This is a genomic window from Stenotrophomonas sp. (genome assembly GCF_032103445.1).
Classification (GTDB): domain Bacteria; phylum Pseudomonadota; class Gammaproteobacteria; order Xanthomonadales; family Xanthomonadaceae; genus Stenotrophomonas.
Window position 1 is genome coordinate 22,566 of the sequence record NZ_DAMDFR010000013.1, and the last position, 19,878, is coordinate 42,443.

The 19,878-nt window shown below is 63.8% G+C and carries 19 protein-coding genes and 1 pseudogene; 10 read left to right on the forward strand and 10 right to left on the reverse strand.

The features are described from left to right. The first annotated feature begins 144 nt into the window (after positions 1 to 144). A complete protein-coding gene (gene speE / locus RT551_RS07090) occupies positions 145 to 999 on the forward strand; it encodes a polyamine aminopropyltransferase (RefSeq protein ID WP_125358411.1) in 855 nt (284 codons plus the stop codon). Positions 1,000 to 1,140: 141 nt separating this feature from the next. Here speE and RT551_RS07095 read toward each other — a convergent pair whose 3' ends face one another. Then, entirely contained in the window at positions 1,141 to 2,046 is a 906-nt protein-coding gene (locus tag RT551_RS07095) for an aspartyl/asparaginyl beta-hydroxylase domain-containing protein (RefSeq protein ID WP_313456886.1), read from the reverse strand. 411 nt (positions 2,047 to 2,457) lie between these two features. On the opposite strand from RT551_RS07095, the gene RT551_RS07100 reads away from it, so the two are divergent. Continuing rightward, positions 2,458 to 3,111, forward strand: coding sequence for an RIO1 family regulatory kinase/ATPase (locus tag RT551_RS07100; protein WP_313456889.1), 654 nt, complete (start codon positions 2,458 to 2,460; stop codon positions 3,109 to 3,111). Between the two features lie 26 nt (positions 3,112 to 3,137). Here RT551_RS07100 and RT551_RS07105 read toward each other — a convergent pair whose 3' ends face one another. Beyond that, positions 3,138 to 3,476: a P-II family nitrogen regulator gene (locus tag RT551_RS07105; protein WP_125358417.1), complete on the reverse strand. Its 339-nt coding sequence runs from the start codon at positions 3,474 to 3,476 to the stop codon at positions 3,138 to 3,140. A 139-nt stretch (positions 3,477 to 3,615) separates the two neighbouring features. Between RT551_RS07105 and RT551_RS07110 the strand changes: the two genes are divergently transcribed. Beyond that, positions 3,616 to 3,882: an accessory factor UbiK family protein gene (locus RT551_RS07110; protein ID WP_313456891.1), complete on the forward strand. Its 267-nt coding sequence runs from the start codon at positions 3,616 to 3,618 to the stop codon at positions 3,880 to 3,882. A gap of 140 nt (positions 3,883 to 4,022) precedes the next feature. On the opposite strand, the gene RT551_RS07115 is transcribed toward RT551_RS07110, so the two are convergent. The 5 genes from RT551_RS07115 to RT551_RS07135 all read right to left on the reverse strand — a co-directional run bounded on the left by RT551_RS07115 (position 4,023) and on the right by RT551_RS07135 (position 7,576). Next, positions 4,023 to 5,384 (reverse strand): S41 family peptidase, encoded by a 1,362-nt coding sequence (locus tag RT551_RS07115; RefSeq protein WP_313456894.1) that lies wholly within the window; start codon positions 5,382 to 5,384, stop codon positions 4,023 to 4,025. Between the two features lie 67 nt (positions 5,385 to 5,451). Beyond that, positions 5,452 to 5,661, reverse strand: a complete 210-nt coding sequence (locus tag RT551_RS07120; protein WP_313456896.1) for a hypothetical protein — start codon at positions 5,659 to 5,661, stop codon at positions 5,452 to 5,454. A 25-nt stretch (positions 5,662 to 5,686) separates the two neighbouring features. Further along, positions 5,687 to 6,553: a carbon-nitrogen hydrolase family protein gene (locus tag RT551_RS07125; RefSeq protein WP_313456898.1), complete on the reverse strand. Its 867-nt coding sequence runs from the start codon at positions 6,551 to 6,553 to the stop codon at positions 5,687 to 5,689. Next, the gene (locus RT551_RS07130) at positions 6,550 to 7,161 is read right to left on the reverse strand and encodes a GNAT family N-acetyltransferase (RefSeq protein WP_313456901.1); all 612 of its coding nucleotides are present in this window, start codon (positions 7,159 to 7,161) and stop codon (positions 6,550 to 6,552) included. The genes RT551_RS07125 and RT551_RS07130 overlap by 4 nt, the downstream gene beginning before the upstream one ends. A 1-nt stretch (position 7,162) precedes the next feature. Then, positions 7,163 to 7,576, reverse strand: a complete 414-nt coding sequence (locus tag RT551_RS07135) for a ketosteroid isomerase-related protein (RefSeq protein ID WP_313456903.1) — start codon at positions 7,574 to 7,576, stop codon at positions 7,163 to 7,165. 473 nt (positions 7,577 to 8,049) lie between these two features. Here RT551_RS07135 and RT551_RS07140 point away from each other — a divergent pair, with 473 nt between their 5' ends. Then, a complete protein-coding gene (locus RT551_RS07140; protein WP_313456905.1) occupies positions 8,050 to 9,150 on the forward strand; it encodes a hypothetical protein in 1,101 nt (366 codons plus the stop codon). A gap of 81 nt (positions 9,151 to 9,231) precedes the next feature. Further along, positions 9,232 to 11,208: a PEP/pyruvate-binding domain-containing protein gene (locus RT551_RS07145; protein ID WP_313456907.1), complete on the forward strand. Its 1,977-nt coding sequence runs from the start codon at positions 9,232 to 9,234 to the stop codon at positions 11,206 to 11,208. Between the two features lie 79 nt (positions 11,209 to 11,287). Here the strand turns inward: RT551_RS07145 and RT551_RS07150 are convergent, their stop codons facing one another. Together RT551_RS07150 and RT551_RS07155 are read right to left on the reverse strand one after the other, a co-directional pair. Further along, the gene (locus RT551_RS07150) at positions 11,288 to 11,719 is read right to left on the reverse strand and encodes an H-NS histone family protein (RefSeq protein ID WP_313456909.1); all 432 of its coding nucleotides are present in this window, start codon (positions 11,717 to 11,719) and stop codon (positions 11,288 to 11,290) included. Positions 11,720 to 11,811: 92 nt separating this feature from the next. Beyond that, a complete protein-coding gene (locus RT551_RS07155; RefSeq protein ID WP_313456912.1) occupies positions 11,812 to 12,123 on the reverse strand; it encodes a hypothetical protein in 312 nt (103 codons plus the stop codon). Between the two features lie 583 nt (positions 12,124 to 12,706). Between RT551_RS07155 and RT551_RS07160 the strand changes: the two genes are divergently transcribed. Further along, entirely contained in the window at positions 12,707 to 13,192 is a 486-nt protein-coding gene (locus tag RT551_RS07160) for a helix-turn-helix domain-containing protein (protein WP_313456915.1), read from the forward strand. Positions 13,193 to 13,217: 25 nt separating this feature from the next. Next, on the forward strand, positions 13,218 to 14,138 hold the full coding sequence (locus tag RT551_RS07165) for a type II CAAX endopeptidase family protein (RefSeq protein ID WP_313456916.1): 921 nt from the start codon (positions 13,218 to 13,220) through the stop codon (positions 14,136 to 14,138). A 43-nt stretch (positions 14,139 to 14,181) separates the two neighbouring features. Here the strand turns inward: RT551_RS07165 and RT551_RS07170 are convergent, their stop codons facing one another. Then, on the reverse strand, positions 14,182 to 16,929 hold the full coding sequence (locus RT551_RS07170; protein ID WP_313456919.1) for a TonB-dependent receptor: 2,748 nt from the start codon (positions 16,927 to 16,929) through the stop codon (positions 14,182 to 14,184). A gap of 231 nt (positions 16,930 to 17,160) precedes the next feature. Here RT551_RS07170 and RT551_RS07175 point away from each other — a divergent pair, with 231 nt between their 5' ends. The 3 genes and pseudogenes from RT551_RS07175 to RT551_RS07185 all read left to right on the forward strand — a co-directional run bounded on the left by RT551_RS07175 (position 17,161) and on the right by RT551_RS07185 (position 19,829). Next, complete coding sequence (locus RT551_RS07175) at positions 17,161 to 17,850, forward strand: basic secretory protein-like protein (RefSeq protein WP_313456920.1); 690 nt, start codon at positions 17,161 to 17,163, stop codon at positions 17,848 to 17,850. A 109-nt stretch (positions 17,851 to 17,959) separates the two neighbouring features. Continuing rightward, positions 17,960 to 18,589: pseudogene (locus tag RT551_RS07180) on the forward strand (magnesium chelatase domain-containing protein); the annotation flags it as partial. 190 nt (positions 18,590 to 18,779) lie between these two features. After that, a complete protein-coding gene (locus RT551_RS07185) occupies positions 18,780 to 19,829 on the forward strand; it encodes a DUF262 domain-containing protein (protein ID WP_313456923.1) in 1,050 nt (349 codons plus the stop codon). Positions 19,830 to 19,878: the final 49 nt, after the last annotated feature.

The following is a 19,878-nucleotide window of genomic DNA, read 5'->3' on the forward strand; positions in this document are numbered from 1 at the left end:
GATAACGCCTATATGCCGACAGCTCCGTTATCATGCGCGCCCGCGCCCGTGTCCAGGCTTGAACCTGAACGGGGCGGACCCCGTCCGGACGCGCCTTGTGCCGCCATCCCGGCTCCAACACCCTCCGAACAGGACCGTTACTCCATGACTGACAACAGCAACTGGTACATCGAGCATTTCGAGCGCACCGGCTCGGCCATTGGCTACCGCATCACCGGCAAGCTGGACGAGGTGCAGTCGCCGTTCCAGAAGATCGAGATCTTCCAGACCACCGACTGGGGCAACCTGATGACCATCGACGGGGCCATCATGCTGACCAGCAAGGACAATTTCTTCTACCACGAGATGATCAGCCACCCGGTGCTGTTCACCCACGCCGCGCCCAAGCGCGTGGTGATCATCGGCGGCGGTGACTGCGGCACCCTGCGCGAAGTGCTGAAGCACAAGGGCGTGGAAAGTGTGACCCAGTGCGACATTGACGAGCAGGTCACCCGCATGGCCGAGAAGCACTTCCCGGAGCTGTGCGACTCCAACAGCGACCCGCGCGCCGAGCTGATGTTCGATGACGGCGTGGCCTACATGGCCAACTGCCCGGCCGGCAGCGTGGACGTTGTGATCGTGGACTCCACCGACCCGGTCGGCCCGGGTGAAGGCTTGTTCAACAAGGCCTTCTACGAAAGCTGCTTCAAGGCGCTGAAGGACGACGGCATTCTGGTCCAGCAGTCCGAATCTCCGCTGATGCAGCTGGCGCTGATCAACGAAATGCGCACCGAGATGGGCAAGGCCGGCTTCCAGTCGTTCAAGACCCTGCCGTTCCCGCAGCCGTGCTACCCGACCGGCTGGTGGAGCGTGACCCTGGCGCGCAAGGGCCAGAGCAGCTTCGACTTCCGTCAGGCCGATTCGGCCTCCAAGAGCTTCGACACCCTGTACTACACCGCCGCGCTGCACACCGGCGTACTGGTGACCCCTCCGTTCGTGCAGGCCGCGTTGAAGGGTTGATTCCGGGGGTTGTGAGGGCCGGCCAACGGCCGGCGCTACCGGGACGCGTTCCGGATGTGGACAACAAAAAGCCCGCGCTGGAAACAGCGCGGGCTTTGCTTTGCGGTAGCGCCGGCCGTTGGCCGGCCCTCGCGGTGCCTGTTACAGCGCCCAGATCCCGGCAATCACCAGCAGCACCAGGCCCCACTTGATCGCGTGGTAGGCAAACGCGCTCTTCGCGCGCAGCGCCTTGGCCTTCAGCCGCACCTTGTAGAGCCCACCAAACGCCTTGTTCACGCCCCCGGTGGGATCGCCCGGCAGGTTCGGCGAGGCACCGCCGGCCAGCAGCGTGGCCGCCACCGCGCGGTTGAACAGCCCCGGCAGCCCGAAACGCAACGGCCGCGCGATATCGCAGAACAGGATCACCCGGTCTTCCTGGGTCTCGTTGTGCGCGTGGTGGATGTAGGTTTCGTCGAACATCATCCACTCACCGTCACGCCAGCTTTTGCGGATGCCGTCCACTTCGATGTAGCAGCCATCGTCGTTCGGCGTGGCCAGGCCCAGGTGCAGCCGCAGCGAGCCGGCGAACGGGTCGCGGTGCGGACGCAGTTCACTGCCCGGCGGCAGCTGCGCGAACATCGCCGCACGCACCTCCGGAATCGACTCCAGCAGCGCCGTGGTCTGCGGGCACAGCGCCTTGGCCGACGGATGCGACGGGCCATACCAGCGCAGGTAGAAGCGCTTCCAGCCACGGCGGAAGAACGAGTTGAAGCCCGCGTCGTTGTAGGTACTGGAGGCGGCGATCTTGTCCGCATCGCGCAGCGCCAGCGCCTCATCACGGATCATCTTCCAGTTCGCGCGCAGCGGCTCCAGCTGCGGGAACTCCTTGCCCGGGTCCAGGAACGGCGTGGTCGGCACCTTGGAGAACAGGTACATCACCACGTTGATGGGAGCCATGAAGCTGGAATGGTCCAGCAGCTGGCGCGACCAGCGCGCCCGGACCTTGCCGCGGTAGTGCACGTACAGCACGCACGCCACGAACAGGGCCACCACAATTATCTTGATCATCGAACGTCCACCGGCGGCTGCCGGAAAGCTTCAGTGAAGGGGAGTGCGCACGCGGTGCTGGCGGGCCATGGGGAGCGGCGGGCCACGCGTGCCGTATTCAAGATCGTTATGGTCCGCATGGCTTCGTGTCCGGTCAAGCCAGTCGTGTACAGGTAGCGGACATTCACCGCACGGCCTGTCTCATATCAATATCAACCATTTGATTTTGAAAGGTATTCTGCCAACGCCGGAACGCCTGTCCGTAGCGTGCGCGACAAACTGTTCCACCGCTGGGTCCGACATTTCTCCGACAAGGGCTGGATTGCTGTACTTCCGGGTACTAAAATTAACGAAAGTTTGACATCACCCCCATTCAGCAGCACCGGTACGCCTGACGCTTCGCGCCGACCACCGGGTCGCCCAAAGAACGTCATGAATACTCCTGCTACCTCGTGTGTCGATGACACCGCTCCTGCCCAGTTGCTCAAGCGTGGCGAACGCCTGCTGGAACCGGACGTCTACCGCACGTGCCTGAACGGCCAGCCGGCCGTGGTCAAGGACTACACCCGTTACAAGGGCACCCCGCTGTCGCTGGTGGCGCGTCTGCTGGTGCGCCGTGAGGCCAGCATGCTCAAGCGCCTCAGCGGCTGGAAGCACGCCCCAGCCCTGCTCGGCACCATCGGTGGCCTGGCCCTGGGCATGGAGTTCATTCCTGGCCAGACCCTGAGCGCGGCCACCTCGGTGGGCGCGGAGGTGTTCGAGCAGCTGCAGTACGCGCTGAGCCGCCTGCACGCCGCCGGCATCACCCACAACGACCTGCATGGCACCAATGTCATGGTGAACGGCGGCGTGCCGGTGCTCGTGGACTTCACGTCGGCCTGGCGCAGCCCGCGCTGGCTGCCGGTGCACCCGGTGTCGCGCCAGCTGCGCCGTAGTGACATGAAGAACCTGCTGAAGATGCGCCAGCGCCTGACCGGCGAGCGCCCGACCGAGAGCCAGGCCGCGCTGGTCGCCGACCCGCGCTGGGTGGCGGGTGTGCGGGTGGCGTGGAAGCGCTTCTACCGGTGGTTCAAAAGCGTACCGTAGTGCCGGGCCATGCCCGGCAAGCTTTTTCAGAGCGCATCAGCATCCAGCTCACCCGTACGGATGCGCACCACGCTGCCCAGGTCGTACACGAACACCTTGCCGTCGCCGATCTTGCCGGTGCCAGCCGCCTTGACGATGGCTTCCACCACCTCGTCGACCTGGGTGTCGGTGACCGCCACCTCGATTTTGACCTTGGGCAGGAAGTCGACCACGTACTCCGCGCCCCGGTACAGCTCGGTGTGCCCCTTCTGGCGTCCGAAGCCCTTGACCTCGGTCACCGTGATTCCGGTGACCCCACGCTCGGCCAGCGCCTCGCGCACGTCGTCGAGCTTGAACGGCTTGACCACCGCCATGACCATCTTCATTCGTTGGCTCCTGTATTTGCGGCAGCGAGGATACCGCCTGTCGGCCGATGAACGCGATGCTGCCCCCGTATTCCGGCCACCCCCACGGGGATTATCCTAGGCGTGAACCTGGCCAGCCCCCACCGAAGCGGAGTCCCCCATGATTGACCTCAACCAGATCGACGACCTGGCCCGCCGCCTGAGCGACATGGTGCCGCCGGGGCTGCGCGAGCAGCGTGAGGAACTGCAGGCCACCTTCAAGAGCGCCCTGCAGGCCGGCCTGGCCAAGCTGGACCTGGTCACCCGCGAAGAATTCGACGTGCAGCGCGCGGTGCTGCTGCGCACCCGCGAGAAGCTGGAAGCACTGGAGAAGACCGTGGCCGCGCTGGAGTCTGCTGGGAACGCGCCGGAGCGCCCGGCCCCGTAACCCAGTCGCGTCACGTCGGATCGGGATCGAGATCGCGGCGCGGGATCAACCGTAAAGCCACGCCCTGCGTGGCTTCGCGGAATTGGACCCACCCATTTCCTGGCCTCGGTCAGGGGCGGCCAGACGCGCATGGCACGTCGCTACCGCGGCAGCCAGCGCGTTGCTGCTTCCAGTGCATCCTCACCGTCTGCCGTCTCATCCGGCTTCACCTGTTCAAGGACGTGCCCGGACCTGTCCTGCACACGGGTGGTCGTAAGCACGACTCGAGCGCCATCCGGCAAGGGGATTGGGCTGTTGCCCGTGGCCAGACCCGCGCTGGCTTGGCCAAAGATGCGGGTGTTGGGCCGGTCGATGAACGCGATCGCAGTCATCTCCCCAGAACTGGCCGTGCGTGGACCAATCAACACAGCAACCGGTGCCTGCGAAAGATCACATTCGCGCGCGCCCCTGATCTTCCAGGGGAAAACCTTCCCCTCCCTGTCGACGAAGGCACCTGGCGATACTTCGCCAAGGAGGGGAAAAAGTCCGGCCAACATGGGCCACATAGTGCCACCGCTGTTATCCCGCAGGTCCACCACCCAGCCATTCACGTCTTGCCCGATGGCACACAGCTGTCGCTGGATGCCGATGGAAAGCTCGCGGGACGAGTGCTTCTCGACGCCGCTCACGCTGGGCACTTTCACGTAACCCACGCCGGTGCCAAGCCGCTCCACGCGGGGCTTCTCAGCAGCACGCGTGCGCTGGGTCGCAAAGTCGCTCTCGTGCGGCAAACGGAATGTGCTGTGCCGGTCGCCCAGTGACCTCAGGATCTCCCGATACAGCGGGTAGTTGTCTGCCGACTGCGCTGCATTCGCAGCAGCGTCGATGCTGGCCTGGAACGTCTGCCAAGGTACCCGGTCGGCGTACAGCGCACGGGCGCGCACGGTGGCAATGAACGCATCCAGGTTCCCCTTCGCGTCGGTGTCGCGCGCCGCCGTGCGTTCGGCGTCATGACGGATCTTCAGCGCCGTGGCATGCGCCTCTCCACCGCCGCTCAGCGCCATGCCGAACACCAGTCGTGTGGCGTTCTTTGGAACCGTCACCGCCAGTTGCCGCTCGGTCAGACCTTCGTGCGCCTGCACCGGCTGGCGCTCGGTGTTAGCGACCAGCAGGCGCGCACCTCCTTTGTACGCGATTAGCCAGAGCACAGCTCGCCCGTTGCCATTGACCGACATCTCCGCGCTGACCACATACACGCCGCCGCCCTTGCCACTGATGTCGAGCAGGGAAACGCTGTTGCCGAAAGCTTTGTCGACATCTGCTACGCGACGGAGCTCAACCGCGGCACCGTCGGGTGCGGTGGGATCCCCTGAAACGGTGCCGTTGTAGGCGTTGCTTGGACCCAGGGAAATAGGAGGCCGCTTTGTGCCAGCATCCGCGGCAAAGCAGGAAAAAGCCGCAAGACCCGACAGAAGAAATCCTGCCGCACGACTGCGTAGTGAGGTTTTGCCATCCAGTTGCATTGATCGCCTCCGTCCTTGAAAGATCTAGCTAACACCTTCCGTTCCAGGTCCGCAATCGTTCACAAGGTTAAATTCCGCTTAGTGCGACAACTTTGTGATCAGCCTTCAGCTCTTCGACTCGTCGGGCCATACGGCGCTCCACTTCGTCGTGTGGAATCGCCGGGCGAGAATCCGTCAGACTCCGCTTCACCTTGGCTTCCAGCCAGCGCTCGCGGGCGGGTTTCGTCTCGACGACGTCGAACTGGCTCTCTGATGGATCATTGACGGCATTCATCATTGAAGACTAGCGTCCGCAGCAAACTTCAATCATTCGGCGTCACCTGTTGTCGCTGCTGACCCCAATCTCCATCCACCGTCACCTGCGCATCGCCCAGCCGTTGGGTCAGCGCCTCGAAATCCAGATCCGCCATCGCCCACAGCTGGTCACCGTGGGTGCTGGCCAGTACGCCATCGGCCGGGAAGCCACGGTCCATCGGTGCATACAGCACCGCCTCACCGGTGTTGACGTCCAGTGCCGGGCTCCAAGCGGCCTCGCCAGCGGTCACCGCCTTGGCGACGAACATGCGGTTCTCCAGCGCGCGGGCCATGCAACCTACAGTCACGCGGGTGGAGCCGGCGTCGGTGTCGGTGCAGCTGGGGACAAGCAGCAGCTGCGCGCCGGCTTCGCGCTGGGCGCGCACGCTGAGCGGGAATTCGCTGTCGTAGCAGACCGCGATGCCGGTGCGTACGCCACCCAGGTCGAACACCTGCAGCGCATCACCGGGTTCGATCACGCCGAGCTGCTTTTCAAAGCCGGTCAGCTGCATTTTGTCCTGATAGCCGCGTTGCCCATCCGGCGTGAACCACCACGCACGATTGCGATAACGTCCTTCGCCCACCTGCAGCAGGAAGGTGCCGGCCTGGATGATCATGTTCAGGCTGCGCGACAGATCGGCATACAGCGCCAGCCAGTCATCGTGAAACGCCTGAATACCGCGCAGCGATGCCGGCAGGCTCTTGGACACCTCTGGAGCCAGCGCCGCGGCCAGCTCCAGCGAGAGATATTCCGGCAGCACCGCCAGCTGCGCACCCGCAGAAGCAGCCTCACCCAGCACAGCGCGCTGACGCTCGGCGAACGCCGCCCACGAGGCCGGAGCCTGGATCGGATACTTCGCAACCGCCACTTTCATTCGGATGTGTCCAGTTCGCGCAGCCAGAAGCTCAGCGCGTGATCGCTCTGCACCGTCGCGCCGACCTCTTTCCACGCCAGCGTCGCACGCAGTTGTGAATGCTCGCGATAGCCACGACCTTTCCAGAAGGCATGGTTGCTGTGGTAATCCGCCGGGCAGCGCGGATCGTCAGCCGCACGCACCACCGATGCGAATGCGTTTGTGCGCACGCCAGGCAAGCTGCGCGCATGTTCTTCGCGTTCGTCGAAGAAGCGGTGCCCAAGCCCGCGTCCACGATAAGCTGGCAACAGCACCGATTCACCGCAGTAGAAGATAGGCGCTTCGGCCAGACCCGCCTGCTGGAAGGGCTCACGAATGGCGGTCTCCGACTCCACCAGCGGCATGCCGGTGGACGCGCCCACAGGCGCGCCAGACTCGTCCAATGCCAGCACCAGAACCCCACCCGCGGCCTGGCTCAGCGCCTGCAGATACTCGCGCTCATAGGCCATGTCGCCGTCGTACAGGTACGGGAAGTCGCGAAACACCGCGATTCGCAGGCGTGCCACGTGTTCCAGCCACGGCAGCATGTCCGCGCCGGTGACCCGCAGCACCTGGATGGCCGGATTCATCTCAGGCACCCGGTGCGATCTGTGCGATCCAGTCAGCAAGGTTGTAGTAGTTGCTCACCCGCGCAATGCGGCCATCGCGTATGTCGAAGAACGCACCGCCCGGCAGCACATACCGCTGGCCAGTCGCCTCCGGCAGACCGTCGTCGGTGGCCTGGTACTGGCCATGCACCACATAGCTGGCCGCCACGTGCACGCCGTCGGCGTTGGACATCACCACGATGTCCTTCAGCTGCTCGGCATAGTTGCGGTCCATGCGCTGCAGGAAGGTGCGGAAGGCCTCGCGGCCAACCTCGCGTGCACCCTGGTTGAGGTCATGGGCCACGTCATCGGTCAGCAGGGCCAGCATGCCCTCGCGGTCGCCGGCGTTGAACGCCTGGTAGTAGCGCTCAACCAGCGCTTGTGCCTCAAGGCTCATGAAAGTCTCCTGGTGGGGGCTGCAACGCGCAGCAGACCCGAAGTATCGGAAATCTTCCCGTGCACGTACACCCGTAGCGCCGCGCCCTGCGTGGCTGAACCACCGGATAGAATCCCCCCACCCAACGCCTCCCACAGAAGCATGCCCCGCTGCCCTTGCCATTCCATCTGGCCCCAGACCCAGCTCAACACGGCCGGCAGCCGCGAACACTGCGTCTCAACGGTCGAAGCAGCAGTACAGGCTGGCCACCTGCACGAAACTGAGGTTCCCGAATCAGCCGGCCCCTTCCCGCCCGGTATCGTGCTGGCCTACACCTGCATCACCTGCCACCAGACCTGGCTGCTGGAGCTGCCCGACCGCGCATCCGGCAGCTGGCGCAGCCATCGAGCCGTGCCCGGCCCTATAGTCACGCAGCATTGAGCCGCTAACGGTGGGGTACCTCTGATTTCTTCACCCTCAAGGAAGCGAACGTAATGTCTTCACGGATGACGCATGTCCAACCTCACCGGCCGCAAGCTCGAGCCACACTGCTGCTGTGCGGCCTGCTGCTGTGCAGCCTCGCCCACGCCGATGGGGTCCCCAGCGTGCAGATGCACCGCGCCGGCGCCGGCACGCTCGACAGCGACGGCTGGACCGAGGCCAGCTCCACTCTGGGTGACTTCTCGGTACGCCTGCCCTGCCTGTTCAATGACTTCCGGATGACGCCCATGAGCGGTGACATGGTCATGGCAGACGGCCTCGGCTGCCCGGCGGGTGCCATCCGCCTCAGCGCGGTGCGTGCGCACTACCGCGATGAAGCCACGGCAAGCAAATACTTCGAGAGAATCGCCACGGCCGGGAATGCGCCGGGCGCGCAGCTCGAGCGTTCCAGCCAGGACGGGCATCCCACACAGACGCTGCGGACCGAAACAGATGCGGTTTGCGCTCTGGCGCGTACGGTACGGGCGGGGGACAGCAACATTCTGCTGATCGTGGAAGGGCCGCGATCGCAGTGCGACGCGATCAAGACCACCGCCACACCTTTCCTGGCCTCGTTGAAGCAGGGCACCGGGGCAGTGGCAGCAGCGCCGGCCAACCCAGCACTGCCGGAGTGTCCCCTGGCACTGGAGCTGGCCAACGGTCCCGTGCAGTCCGCCTTCAATGCGCTGCCGCATGATGTGCGCGAGCAGATGGAAGAGCAGAAGTGCCAACCAGCGACGGTCATGACACTCATGATGAGCCAGCAAGGCATCTGCAGGATCGGCGATACCACCATGTCGATGGCCTCGCTGATGACCCTTAAAGACACAGGTGCGCCGGTAGGACTGATGTTTGCAACCTGGTACGGTCCGGACAAAGACGCGGCGCTGAAGACCCTGCTGGAAAGCCATTACCCTCGGCAACCGCTTTCCGTTTACGCGGGACTTGAGAGGTTGACGCACGACGTTACCAGCGTGGTCAGCCAGCCGGGCGGTGCGCTTCTGTCGCTGACGCGACCCTCCCCCGGTACACCCGGCGTTACGTTCAGTACCGTCACCCAAGGCACCGCTGCCAACCTTGACTTGATGAACCGCGACCTTAACAGCTGCCGCTGAGTCGGGCACGGGTCGGCTGGCGGCTGGCCGACAGCCGTCGCAGCCGCTTATGATCTGCGCACTCTTCCCTGCACCGGCATCATGGATCGATCCCGTACGCGCGTGCCCTCGTCTGCCAGCGTGGTCTGGTGGGCAACCCTGCTTCTGCTGCTCGCCTGCGCCACCAGTGCAGTCGCCCAGACCGCACGCAAGCCGTCCCCCTACGAGGTCCGCCCGGGCGCTGACACAACCGCGACCGCGCCCAACACAGGCCCGGACTTCCTGCCGCGCATCCATACCGGCGCGCAGTTCCTTCAGCTCGCGCGCGTCTACAACGCGGGCACCGCGCTGGAACTGCCGCACCTGATCTTTGTCATCGACCGTCAGGCCGGCAACCGCATCTACTACGTCAACACGCCGCGGCATGCCCTGCATGAGCAGTTCGTGCGCCAGCAGCGGCTGGTGCGCAGCCTGGACAAGGCCACGCTCAACGCGCAGTACCGGGACCCGAACCGACGGTTCCTGTTCGGCACGCTGGCATGGCAGCAGGATCTACCGGGATACACCTACGAGTTCTGGGAAGGCGACCAGCTCACCGCCGCGCTGCTGCGCGAGACCGACGCGGCAGTGCGTGCTTCGTTCGCCGAGCCGGTGCGCTTCAAGACCAACTCCACCCAGCATGATGCGCTGGCACGATCCACCGGGCTGGCGTTCGTCACCCAGGAAGCCTTGCTGCGCGAACAGCGCTTCCTGCCCTTGAACACCGGCAGTGCGGAAGGTCGGCTGCGCATCGTGCGCACGCAGGCGCAACTGGACGCACTTTCACCGCGCGACATTCCAGTGCTGGACGAGGTTCCCATCGCGCTCGCCCCTGTCGCCGGTCTGGTAACGCAGCGCCCCTCCACCCTGCTCTCGCATGTGAATCTACTCGCCAAGGGCTGGGGCATTCCCAACGTGTACGTGCGCGATGCCCTGCAGACGCTGCGTCAGTACGATGGACGCTGGGTGTCGCTTCAGGTCACGGCCAACGACTATCGGGTCACCCCGCTCAAGCGCCCAGCCCGAACGCCCGCCAGCAGCACGCCCCGCCCGACGGTACGCAATCTGCCTCGCCCCGACCTCAGCGTGAGCGCGCTCACGCCGCTGGCATCGCTGCGTGCCCGTGACAGCCGGCAATGCGGGGTGAAGGCCGCCAACCTCGGTACGCTCAAGGCGGTGCTGCCACCGGCTGCCAGCGTGCCCGTTGGCTTCTGCATCCCGTTCACGCATTACCAGGCGATGTCCGAACGCCTCGGCATTGCCGAACGCCTGCAAACCCTGCAGCGCCGCACCGGCTTCGACAGCGATCCCAATGTGCGCCGCGAGGCACTTGCCGCCCTGCGTGCGGAGATCGCCAATGCCGCGCCCGACCCGGCCTTCCAGCGCGACCTGGACCGGCAGTGGCAAAGCCAGCTGAAAGGCGCTGCCGTGTTCGTACGCAGTTCGTCCAATTCCGAGGACCTGCCCGGCTTCAGCGGAGCCGGCCTCTACACCACCGTGCCGAATGTGACGCGCACGGAGGCGGTGGCGAAGGCGGTGCAGACGGTGTGGGCGTCGGTCTACAACTTCGAAGCCTACGAAGCACGTGCCGCCGCAGGCCTGCCACAGGATGCAGTGTCGATGGCCGTGCTGGTACAGCGCGCCGCGCCCTCGGACAGCTCGGGGGTGATGATCACCCGCGACCCGTTCGATGCCAGTCGCAAGCACATCACTTACATCTCGGCCAAGCGGGGCCTGGGCATCCGCGTGGTGGAAGGCAAACGCCAGGCCGAGCAGGTGATGTACTCGAACTGGTCCAAAGCGGTGCAGGTACTGAGCCGCTCCGCTGAGGACACCCAGTTGGTTGCCCAGGCGGGCGGTGGCGTGCGTGAAGTGGCGATCACCGGCTCACGCCAGGTGCTGACCGACGCGCTGATTGCGCGCCTGGCAAGACTGGGCGTCACAACCAAGCAGGCGCTCGGCGGTGTGGACCAGGACATCGAATGGGCCGTAGTCGGCGACGAGATCCTGATCCTCCAGTCCCGCCCTTACACCCCGTAGAGCCACGCCCTGCGTGGCTACGCCATGTCCGATCAACCGACACCGCCAGACAGGCATGGCCCGTCCCCACGCAATGCCATCAAGCCTGCTTGAACACCGTACGCTTCCCAATCGGAGCGGCCTTACGCGCCGTCGGCTTGGCCAACCCCGGAATCAGGTAATCCGCCACGCTGCGACCGCGCGCGGTTTTCTCCAGCAACCAGCGCGGCGTGCTGCCACGACCCGACCAGGTATTGCGCTTGTTGTCCGGATCACGGTACTTCACCGGCGCTTTTCCAAGTTTCGTGCGCTTGACGCGTTTGACGCTTTTGGCAGGCGCGGGGGCCGCCGCAACCTTGCCGTCACCCACAAGTTCTTCGATGGAGTAACCGGAAGCTTTGAGCAGCGCAAGCACCTTCCGGCGCACTGTGGTAACCGACGGACGCTTCTCCAGAAGCGCTTTACGCTTCTGGGCGGCCTTCATGAGGGACGTGAGTTCGCGTGAATTGAGCTTTTCGAGGTCAATAGTCATCAACTGAGAGTCGTGCCAAGCGGGTGGGCTGTCAAGCGCCACCCGTCATCGCGGTCGGACACTATTGTCCGCTGATGCATATCAGGAACACGTCACGGGCATTCCTTCGCACTCGAAGCGCAATGCGCTTGTGCCGGGTGGTCCTTCGAGCAGCCATGGTCTTCTCCAGGTGGCGCGGACTGACCGATGCACAGCGCGTCCGCCACGTGGTCTGATGCATTGAGGATTGCGCGACGCGATTGCGCCCTGTCAACGGCCGCGGCGTCCTGCCCGATCTCCACCATGCGCCTCATGAACAATCGAATGGCTTCGGCCGGCGCGTAGTGCGTGCGCTTCAGCACGCCTTTGAAGTCAGAACGCAGCTCGTCTTCTACCCGCGTGCGTACCCAGGCTGGCTTTTTCATCGGTGTGCCTCCCGACGCGGGCAGTTCTGTGCGGCTTCAAATTCGTCTTCGGGTACGTACGACCTTCGTGTTTGCATGGCAAACCTCCTGCAGAGTGCGACCCCTGCCGGAATGGCGAGGGGTCGGGAGGTTAGAACCGCAAAGACTCACAGAGAAAACGGCGGGCATATTCCCCCCTTGCAGGGGTGTTGTATTAGCCACCCTCCCGACGCAGGACGTACGTTCCGACGCAGGACAACAGGTGTGAAGTCTTTGGAGATTCTACGCTCCGGGGCCTACCCTGCAGGAATCGAACAGCAACGGACATAGCCAATTGCGCCACAATCGTGGCGATTTACTGGCGCGCGATCAAATGGTGCGACGCAATCGGCGCGGTAGAAGTTCGCAGCGCCTGTGGCAGTAGTCGAGCACGCACTCGGATACCAAGGCTGTCACAAGCGGATGAATGTCTCGATGTGTGACGTGCGTGCGCTTTTGCCCGTCCACGATGGACCGGCCGATTGCCCCATCTGGCTCACCTGCGACACACACCCCCTACTTCCGGCACATGGCGGATATGTAACAGCGCTTATACATTTCGGCCATGGACGCCCCCTCTCCTACCCTTGGCACCTTGGTCCGGCACCTGCTCGAGCAGCTGGATGGCGATCTTGAGGGCGTCTACGCGGCCTCGGGGCTGGAGTGGCGGCCCCGCTACACCCCGGTGCTGCGCGTGCTCCTGCGGCTGGGCCCGGCCTCCATCAAGGTGCTGGCACAGGAGATCGGCATCACCCATTCCGCGGCCAGCCAGACGGTCACGCAGATGGCCAAGCAGCGCCTTGTCGCGCTGAAGCCCGGTACCGATGCGCGCGAGCGCATCGTGGTGCTGAGCGCCAAGGCCAAGCGCATGGTGCCTGCCCTGCAGCGCCAATGGGCCGCGACCAATGCGGCGGCCGCGCAGCTCGATGCGGAGTTGTCAGTCCCGCTTTCCACCGTTCTGGCCGAAGCCATTGCCGCATTGAATCAACGGCCGTTCTTGTCCCGCATCGCCGCGGCAGCTGCCGCGTCCAGTGGTACCACCAAAACATAGCCGCAGTACCCACAGGGGATCGCATATGAACGCAGTGACGCAGTCCAGTGCAGTGCCCGCTCCGACCCGTCATACACGGCAGCCGATCGCGCTTGGCGAGCACGGCGTGCTGAAGCCAGGCAAGCTGCGCTGGTTGCGCGCCTGTGCCTGGGCCGTGCCCTTGTTCTTCCTCGTCGCCATCCCGGCAGGTGCGATCACACAGTTTCTTGGCAGTTTTTGGCCAAAGACCAATGAGCCGATGCAGTTTGTCGCCGGCCTGCTTGGCGCCATGGCGTCGCTGGGCATCTATGCACTGGCCGTGCGACTGGCCGAGAAGCGTAAAGCGTCAGAGATTGCGTTACGTCCCATGCTCCCACAGTTGGGGATTGGCCTGTTGATCGGCGTGGCGATGTTCGCTGCGGTGATGGGCATCATGGCGGTGTCCGGCCTCTACGACATCCAGGCAACTGGCCCGGCATCTGCGTGGACTCCGCTGCGCAGGGCGCTTCAGGCCGGCGTGGTGGAAGAGCTGATGATGCGGGCGGTGCTGCTGCGCCTGTTGTGGCGGGCGTTCGGCCCATGGGTGGCGTTCGCGGTGTCGTCCGCCGTGTTCGGCCTCAGCCATCTTGGCAACCCCAACGCGACGGTGTTTGCCGCCATCTGCATTGCGCTGGAGGCCGGCGTGATGTTGGGCGCGTTTTACGCCCTCACCGGGCGCGTCTGGATCTCCATTGGCGCACACGCGGCCTGGAACTTCACCCAAGGCTATCTGTTTGGCACGGCCGTGTCGGGCACGGAACTCGGGCCGGCCATCGCTCGGAGCACACCCAATGCCGCGGTACCGGAATGGCTCACCGGCGGTGCGTTTGGTCCTGAAGCGTCGCTCCCAGGGCTGTTGGTCTGCCTTGCCGTCGGCCTTGCGGCAGTGTGGCTGGCATGGCGTCGCGGTCAGTTCGTCAGGCAGTGACGGGGTTCGGGGTGGCCGGAGCAGCGGCCACCCCGATCCTGCTCTACTGGAAGTCCAGCGACAGCTCGACAAACATCGAACGACCGAACGCGTTGTACACACCTTGATCGTAGTACGGCCAGTTGCCGTTGGTGTAATCCCGCGGCGGGCGTTCGTTGGTCAGGTTGTTGGCCGTCAACAGCACGCTGGCCAGCTTGTTGATGCGGTAGTTGACCGTCGCGTTCCAGGTGGTCCACGGCCCGATGTTGCGTTCCTCGCCCGCGGAGTTCCAGGTGCGGGCGTTGCGCACACCGAACACGTTGGTACTGAAGGCACCGATGTTCCAGCTCGCGCCCAGCGTGGCGCGGTAGTGCAACTCATTGGAGTTGGCGCAACACAGCATGTCCAGCACCGGGTCGCCTTCCTGCTGCTGTAGTTCGTGCTTCAACGGACGGTAGTAGCCGGCGTTCACCCCGAACTCGCCCGCGCGCCCGGCGCCCCAGCGATAGTCGCCCGATGCCTGGATGCCGGTCTGGCGCTGCTTGGCCAGGTTGATCGGATACGAGAACACCTTTTCGACGCCGTTGGGATTGAGCGGATCGGTGCCCGGCAGGCGCTGCACCTGCCCAAGAATCTGCTGGCAGGTGGGCGAGTTGATGTCAAAGGCAACGTCGCCGTTCTCGGAACGTCCCAGCCGGCAATTGGCTTCGGTGGCGAGGATGCTGTCAGTGCCGAGAATGGACACCTCGTTCTCGATCTTCACCGAGTTGTAGTCGACCGACAGATTCAAGGCGTTGTCCAGCGCGGACCAGACGAAGCCATAGGTGAAGGTCTCGGCGGTGATGTCCTTCAGGTCGCGGTTGCCGGTGCTGGAGGACAGCACCTGCAGCGAGGACTGCGGGCACTCATCGTAGTTCTCCGAGGTGTATCCAGCCTGACGGCACAGGAACGTGTCCACGTTGGTGGTGTATCCGCTGCTTTCACGCGAGTACAGATAGAACATGTCGGGCGACCGGAACGCCGTTGCATAGCTGCCGCGCAGCAGCAGCGACTCCACCGGGCGGTACTCCAGGCCCAGCTTCCAGGTCGCCTTGCCGTTGCCGCCGCCGCCCTGCAGCGAGTACTTGTCATAGCGCCCGGAAAGATTGGCGCTGAAGGTGTCGAAGATCGGCACCTGCAGTTCGGCACCCACCGCGTACAGATCGCGCTGACCTTCTGCCGACGTGCCGGCCGTCGACCCTCGGAACAGCACGCCTGCATTCGGATCGGCCGACTGGTTGAAGAACTTCTCACGCGTGCCCTGCAGGATCATCGCAAAGCCGACATCACCGGCAGGCAGACCGAACAGAGACGTGTTGGTCACCAGTGCGGTCACGCCCGTGCGGGAGGCCGAGGACTCGGCGCGGTTGGTGCCGCTGAACTGGTCGTATTGCTGCCGCGTCAGGGGCTGGTACAACAGATCCAGGTTGGGGGCATAGGCGTCGTAGCCGTTGACCTTGCCCAGCTGCGGGCCCAGGTAGTAGTCATCAATACCGGCGGTGGCCAGGAAGTCGGTTGATTTGCGGGTGACATCAGTGCTGGACCGGTTCACATACACGTCGTAGTCGAAACCGGTGTCGCCCAGCCCGCCGCGTGCGCCGGCCGTGATGTTCAGCGAGCGCGTGTAGACCCGCTGGTCCTTCGCGTCCATCCCCACTTCCTCCGGCGCGTAGATGCGCTGCCACTGCTCGTAGTTGCCGCTGGTCTGGTTGTAGAAGGTCTTGTTCCAGAACGGGCTGCCACCGGAGTACGTCGGTCGGCTGAAGCTGAAGAGGATGTCCGAGTACAGCTCGGTGGTTTCGCTGAGGTGATAGCGCAGGAAGGTGGTGGCGTTTACGTCCTCGCTCTTGTTGTAGAGCGTGGCCGTGCCGACATTGTCAGGGCTGCCACAGTAGTAGCCGGTGCCCGCCGCGTTGCGATGCGCGTAGGTGGTGCTGCCACCGAACAGATAGGAGAGCGGCGCGCAGGTAGCCTGGCCGGGGTCGATGTAGCCGTTGGGGGACATCTGCATGCGCAGGAAGGTGCGCGACGGGTCCTGCGGGCCGGTCGGGCTGTCGTTGACGCTGTCGATGTAGCTGCGGTCGGATGCGAAGATCGGCTTCTGCTTGGTGTACTCCAGCCCGTAGCTGAGATCCAGGTTGCCGAAGGAATGGCCACTGCTGAAGATGAAGCGCTGACTGGAACCACCGCCATCGCTGTAGCCGCCGGCGCGGTAGCGGAAGTGCGTGCCCTCCACCTTGTCCTTCAGCACGATGTTGATGACGCCCGCCACGGCCGACGAGCCGTACACCGACGACTGCCCGCCCGTGAGCACGTCGATGCGCTCGACCATGCCCAGCGGGATGTTGGCGATGTCCACGATGCTGGTATTGCCGTTGTAGGCCAGCGGATAGCTGTTGAGCGGACGGCCGTTGAGCAGGGTCAGCGTGTAGCTTGGATCCAGCCCGAACAGACTGACCGTCTTCGCACCCGGGGTGTAGAAGCCCGTGCCCTGGGAGTCCTGCACGGAGCCGTTGGACGTGGGCAGCGAGCGCAGCGCATCGAACACGGTGGTGAAGCCCTGCGCTTCGATCTCCTCGGCGGTGATGGTGGTCACCGGAGAAGGCCCTTCGACCTGCGCGCGCGGAATCAGCGAACCGGTGACGTTCACCGTATCGAGCTGACGTGTGGCCGGGGCCGCACTTCCTTCATCGGGCGGGGAAGACTGTGCCTGTGCGAGCAGCGGTTGGAGCAGTACGGACGACACCAGCAACGACAGCAACGTGCGCTTCATCTTGCAGATCTCCAGTACAAGGTCTCCCGGCGCGGTACGGCGCAGGAGACGGGGTGCGGGGTTCCATGAGGCGTGGGGGTGGGGCTTTTCTAGATCGATCTAAATCCGTTGTCAATAATTTGAAATGAAACCATTTCCAAGCGCTTGGATCGAACGAAATGGCACTTGCGGCGGGTCACGGGCTTGTTGCAGGATCAGCGCGGTTGTCCATCACGTCCTGGAGTGCCGCCCATGCGTCTGCGCCGTTGCCTGATCGTCCCCGTGGTTGCTGCAAGCCTCGCGTTTTCCAGCGCATACGCGGCCGACATTCAACAGACCCGCGACGGCGTCACACTCACCTACCAGGACCAGAGCGGCTCGACCGCTGCAGATGTGCGTGACCGGATCATCGCCACGTTCTTCGCCACCTACCCGCGCCAACGACACGACTTCCATCCCTCGGCACCGTCCAGCGTGCGCATCGTGATGGACCCGTCCTACGACGGCGTCGCGTACGTGGGCGAGAAGGAGAAGTCGGCCACCATCACGATCAATCCGGGCTGGCTGGTGAAACACCCCAACGACACGGACCTGGTGACCCACGAAGGCATGCATATTGTGCAGGGGTATCCCGGCTACGCCAGCGAGCGGGCACCTTCTTGGCTGGTGGAAGGCATCGCGGACTATGCCCGCGACCAGTACGGTGTCGACAACGCCGCCGGAGGCTGGGCACTGCCTACGCAGGTCAAGCCGGAGCACAAGGTGGACAGCGGCTACCGGGTCACTGGCGCGTTCCTGAAATGGGGCGAGGCCGCGCATCCGGGGCTGGTGAAGACGCTTGATTCGGCGCTGCGCAGCGGCAGCTATACGCCGGCACTGTGGAAGGAGCACACCGGTGAGGATCTGTCGGCGCTGTGGCAGGCTTATACCACCCAGCAGTAATACGTCTGCAAAGCAGAAATCTCTGACGTGGATTGTCTGCCCGTGCTGATAGGCATGGGCGTGCCGTAATCCCAGACTTTCGGGCTCCTGCCACAATCCGGAGCCCCGCATGAGCCTAGCGCTGGTGCACAGCCGCGCCCGCATCGGCATTCATGCGCCGGCGGTACGTATCGAAGTGATGTTGAGCGGCGGCCTGCCGCATACCACGCTGGTGGGTCTCCCCGCTGCTGCCGTTCGCGAATCCTGCGATCGAGTGCGGGCCGCGTTGCTGTGCGCGCAGTTCGAATACCCGAACCAGCGCATCCTGATCAACCTGGCTCCCGCCGACCTGCCCAAGGAAGGCGGCCGCTTTGACCTCGCCATTGCGCTGGGCATTCTCGGGGCCAGTGGTCAGATCGACCCGCTGCTGCTGAATCGCTATGAGTTTCTGGGCGAGCTGGCGCTGACCGGAGAGCTGCGCGGTGTTGATGGGGTACTGCCGGCTGCACTGGCGGCCGCCGAAGATGGTCGCAGCCTGATTGTCGCGGCTGCGAACGGCGCGGAAGCCGGGCTGGCCCAGGACGCGGACGTGCGCGTGGGCCGTACCTTGCTGGAGGTATGCGCCTCACTGCAGGCGCATGATCTTCCGCGCGCCGTTCCTGCAGCCGCCATCGCCGCACAGGTGCCGGATCTCAGTGACGTGCGCGGGCAGCCTTTGGCTCGTCGTGCCTTGGAGGTCGCCGCCGCCGGCAGCCATCACCCGTTCATATGATAGCCGTTTATTTCTTGGTGCAGTAGCCCGCTGGCTGCCGAGCTAATTTCGATCAGCTTCCCCGACTCACTGTCTCGAGGCACTAAGTCCCGCTCCCCTACCCCTATACTGTGCAGGCGATCATGTCTGCTGTCCGGGCAGGCGTGCGAGGTCGCGAGTATCGTCAAAGGAACGAAGAATGCGCCTTCAGGAATCAAGCGTTTCGGTAGCAGAGCTGATTGACCAGTTCAATCGCGGCGACATGGTCGTGAACAACGAATACCAGCGGCAGGCTCGGCTATGGCCAGGTGCCGCCCGTAGCTACTTCATTGACACGATTCTGTGCGGCTTCCCGTTCCCCAAGATCTACGTCTTGGAACAGCTGCGCTTGCCCCAGATGCGTCCGTTCAAAGAAATCGTCGACGGACAGCAGCGCGTGACAACTATCATTGACTACGCACAGGGGCGCTTTGCCTTAGGGAAGAACTCGCTACAGTTCGCAGGAAAGCGTTATGCAGACCTAGATCCTGACGATCAAATCAAGTTCATGAGTTACGCGATCTCGTGTGATGTCATCCGAGACGCTGAGCGTGCGGACATTCTTCAGATGTTCCGACGAATGAATGCCTATACGCTACCTCTTAACGAGGCAGAAAAGCGCCATAGTGAGTTCTTCGGCACCTTCAAGGATTGGGTGACTGAGCGTCTCGAAAAGTGGGGGCGTCTCATAGCTGAATGGAAGATCCTATCCTCCAGAGGGATCGTCCGTATGGAAGATGCGGAGCTGATCGTCGAGATCGCGCTTGCAATGGAGGATGGCATTCAAAGCACTAGCGCAGCTAAGCTACGGAAGCTCTACAAGGCGTATGACTCTGAGTTTCCCCTTCATGCGGAGTGGGCAACGCGAATCGACGAAACGCTCCAGTTCATCCAGACAGACCTTTCGCCACTCCAGTCAACGTACATGACGAAGTCATATGCATTTCTGTCGTTGGTGGTTGCGCTTATCCACAACAGGTGGGGAATTCCCGGGCTTGCCAACAGCACCCAGATCAACCCGACCGGTGCCTTCACCAATACGCCTGACGCGCTGAATCGCCTCTCTGACCTTGCATATGCACATGAGAACAAGGATCTCGATAGTCCATATCGCCGTTACGTTGAGGCTTGCGTTGCGGGATCCAATCGCGCGCCACAGCGTTTAGTGCGAGCGGAGTTCATCTTGAAAGCTCTACAGGGCGCACAGTGAATGGATCTACAGTGGCTGCAGAGCCGCTTAGACAGGCGGCTTGACGAGG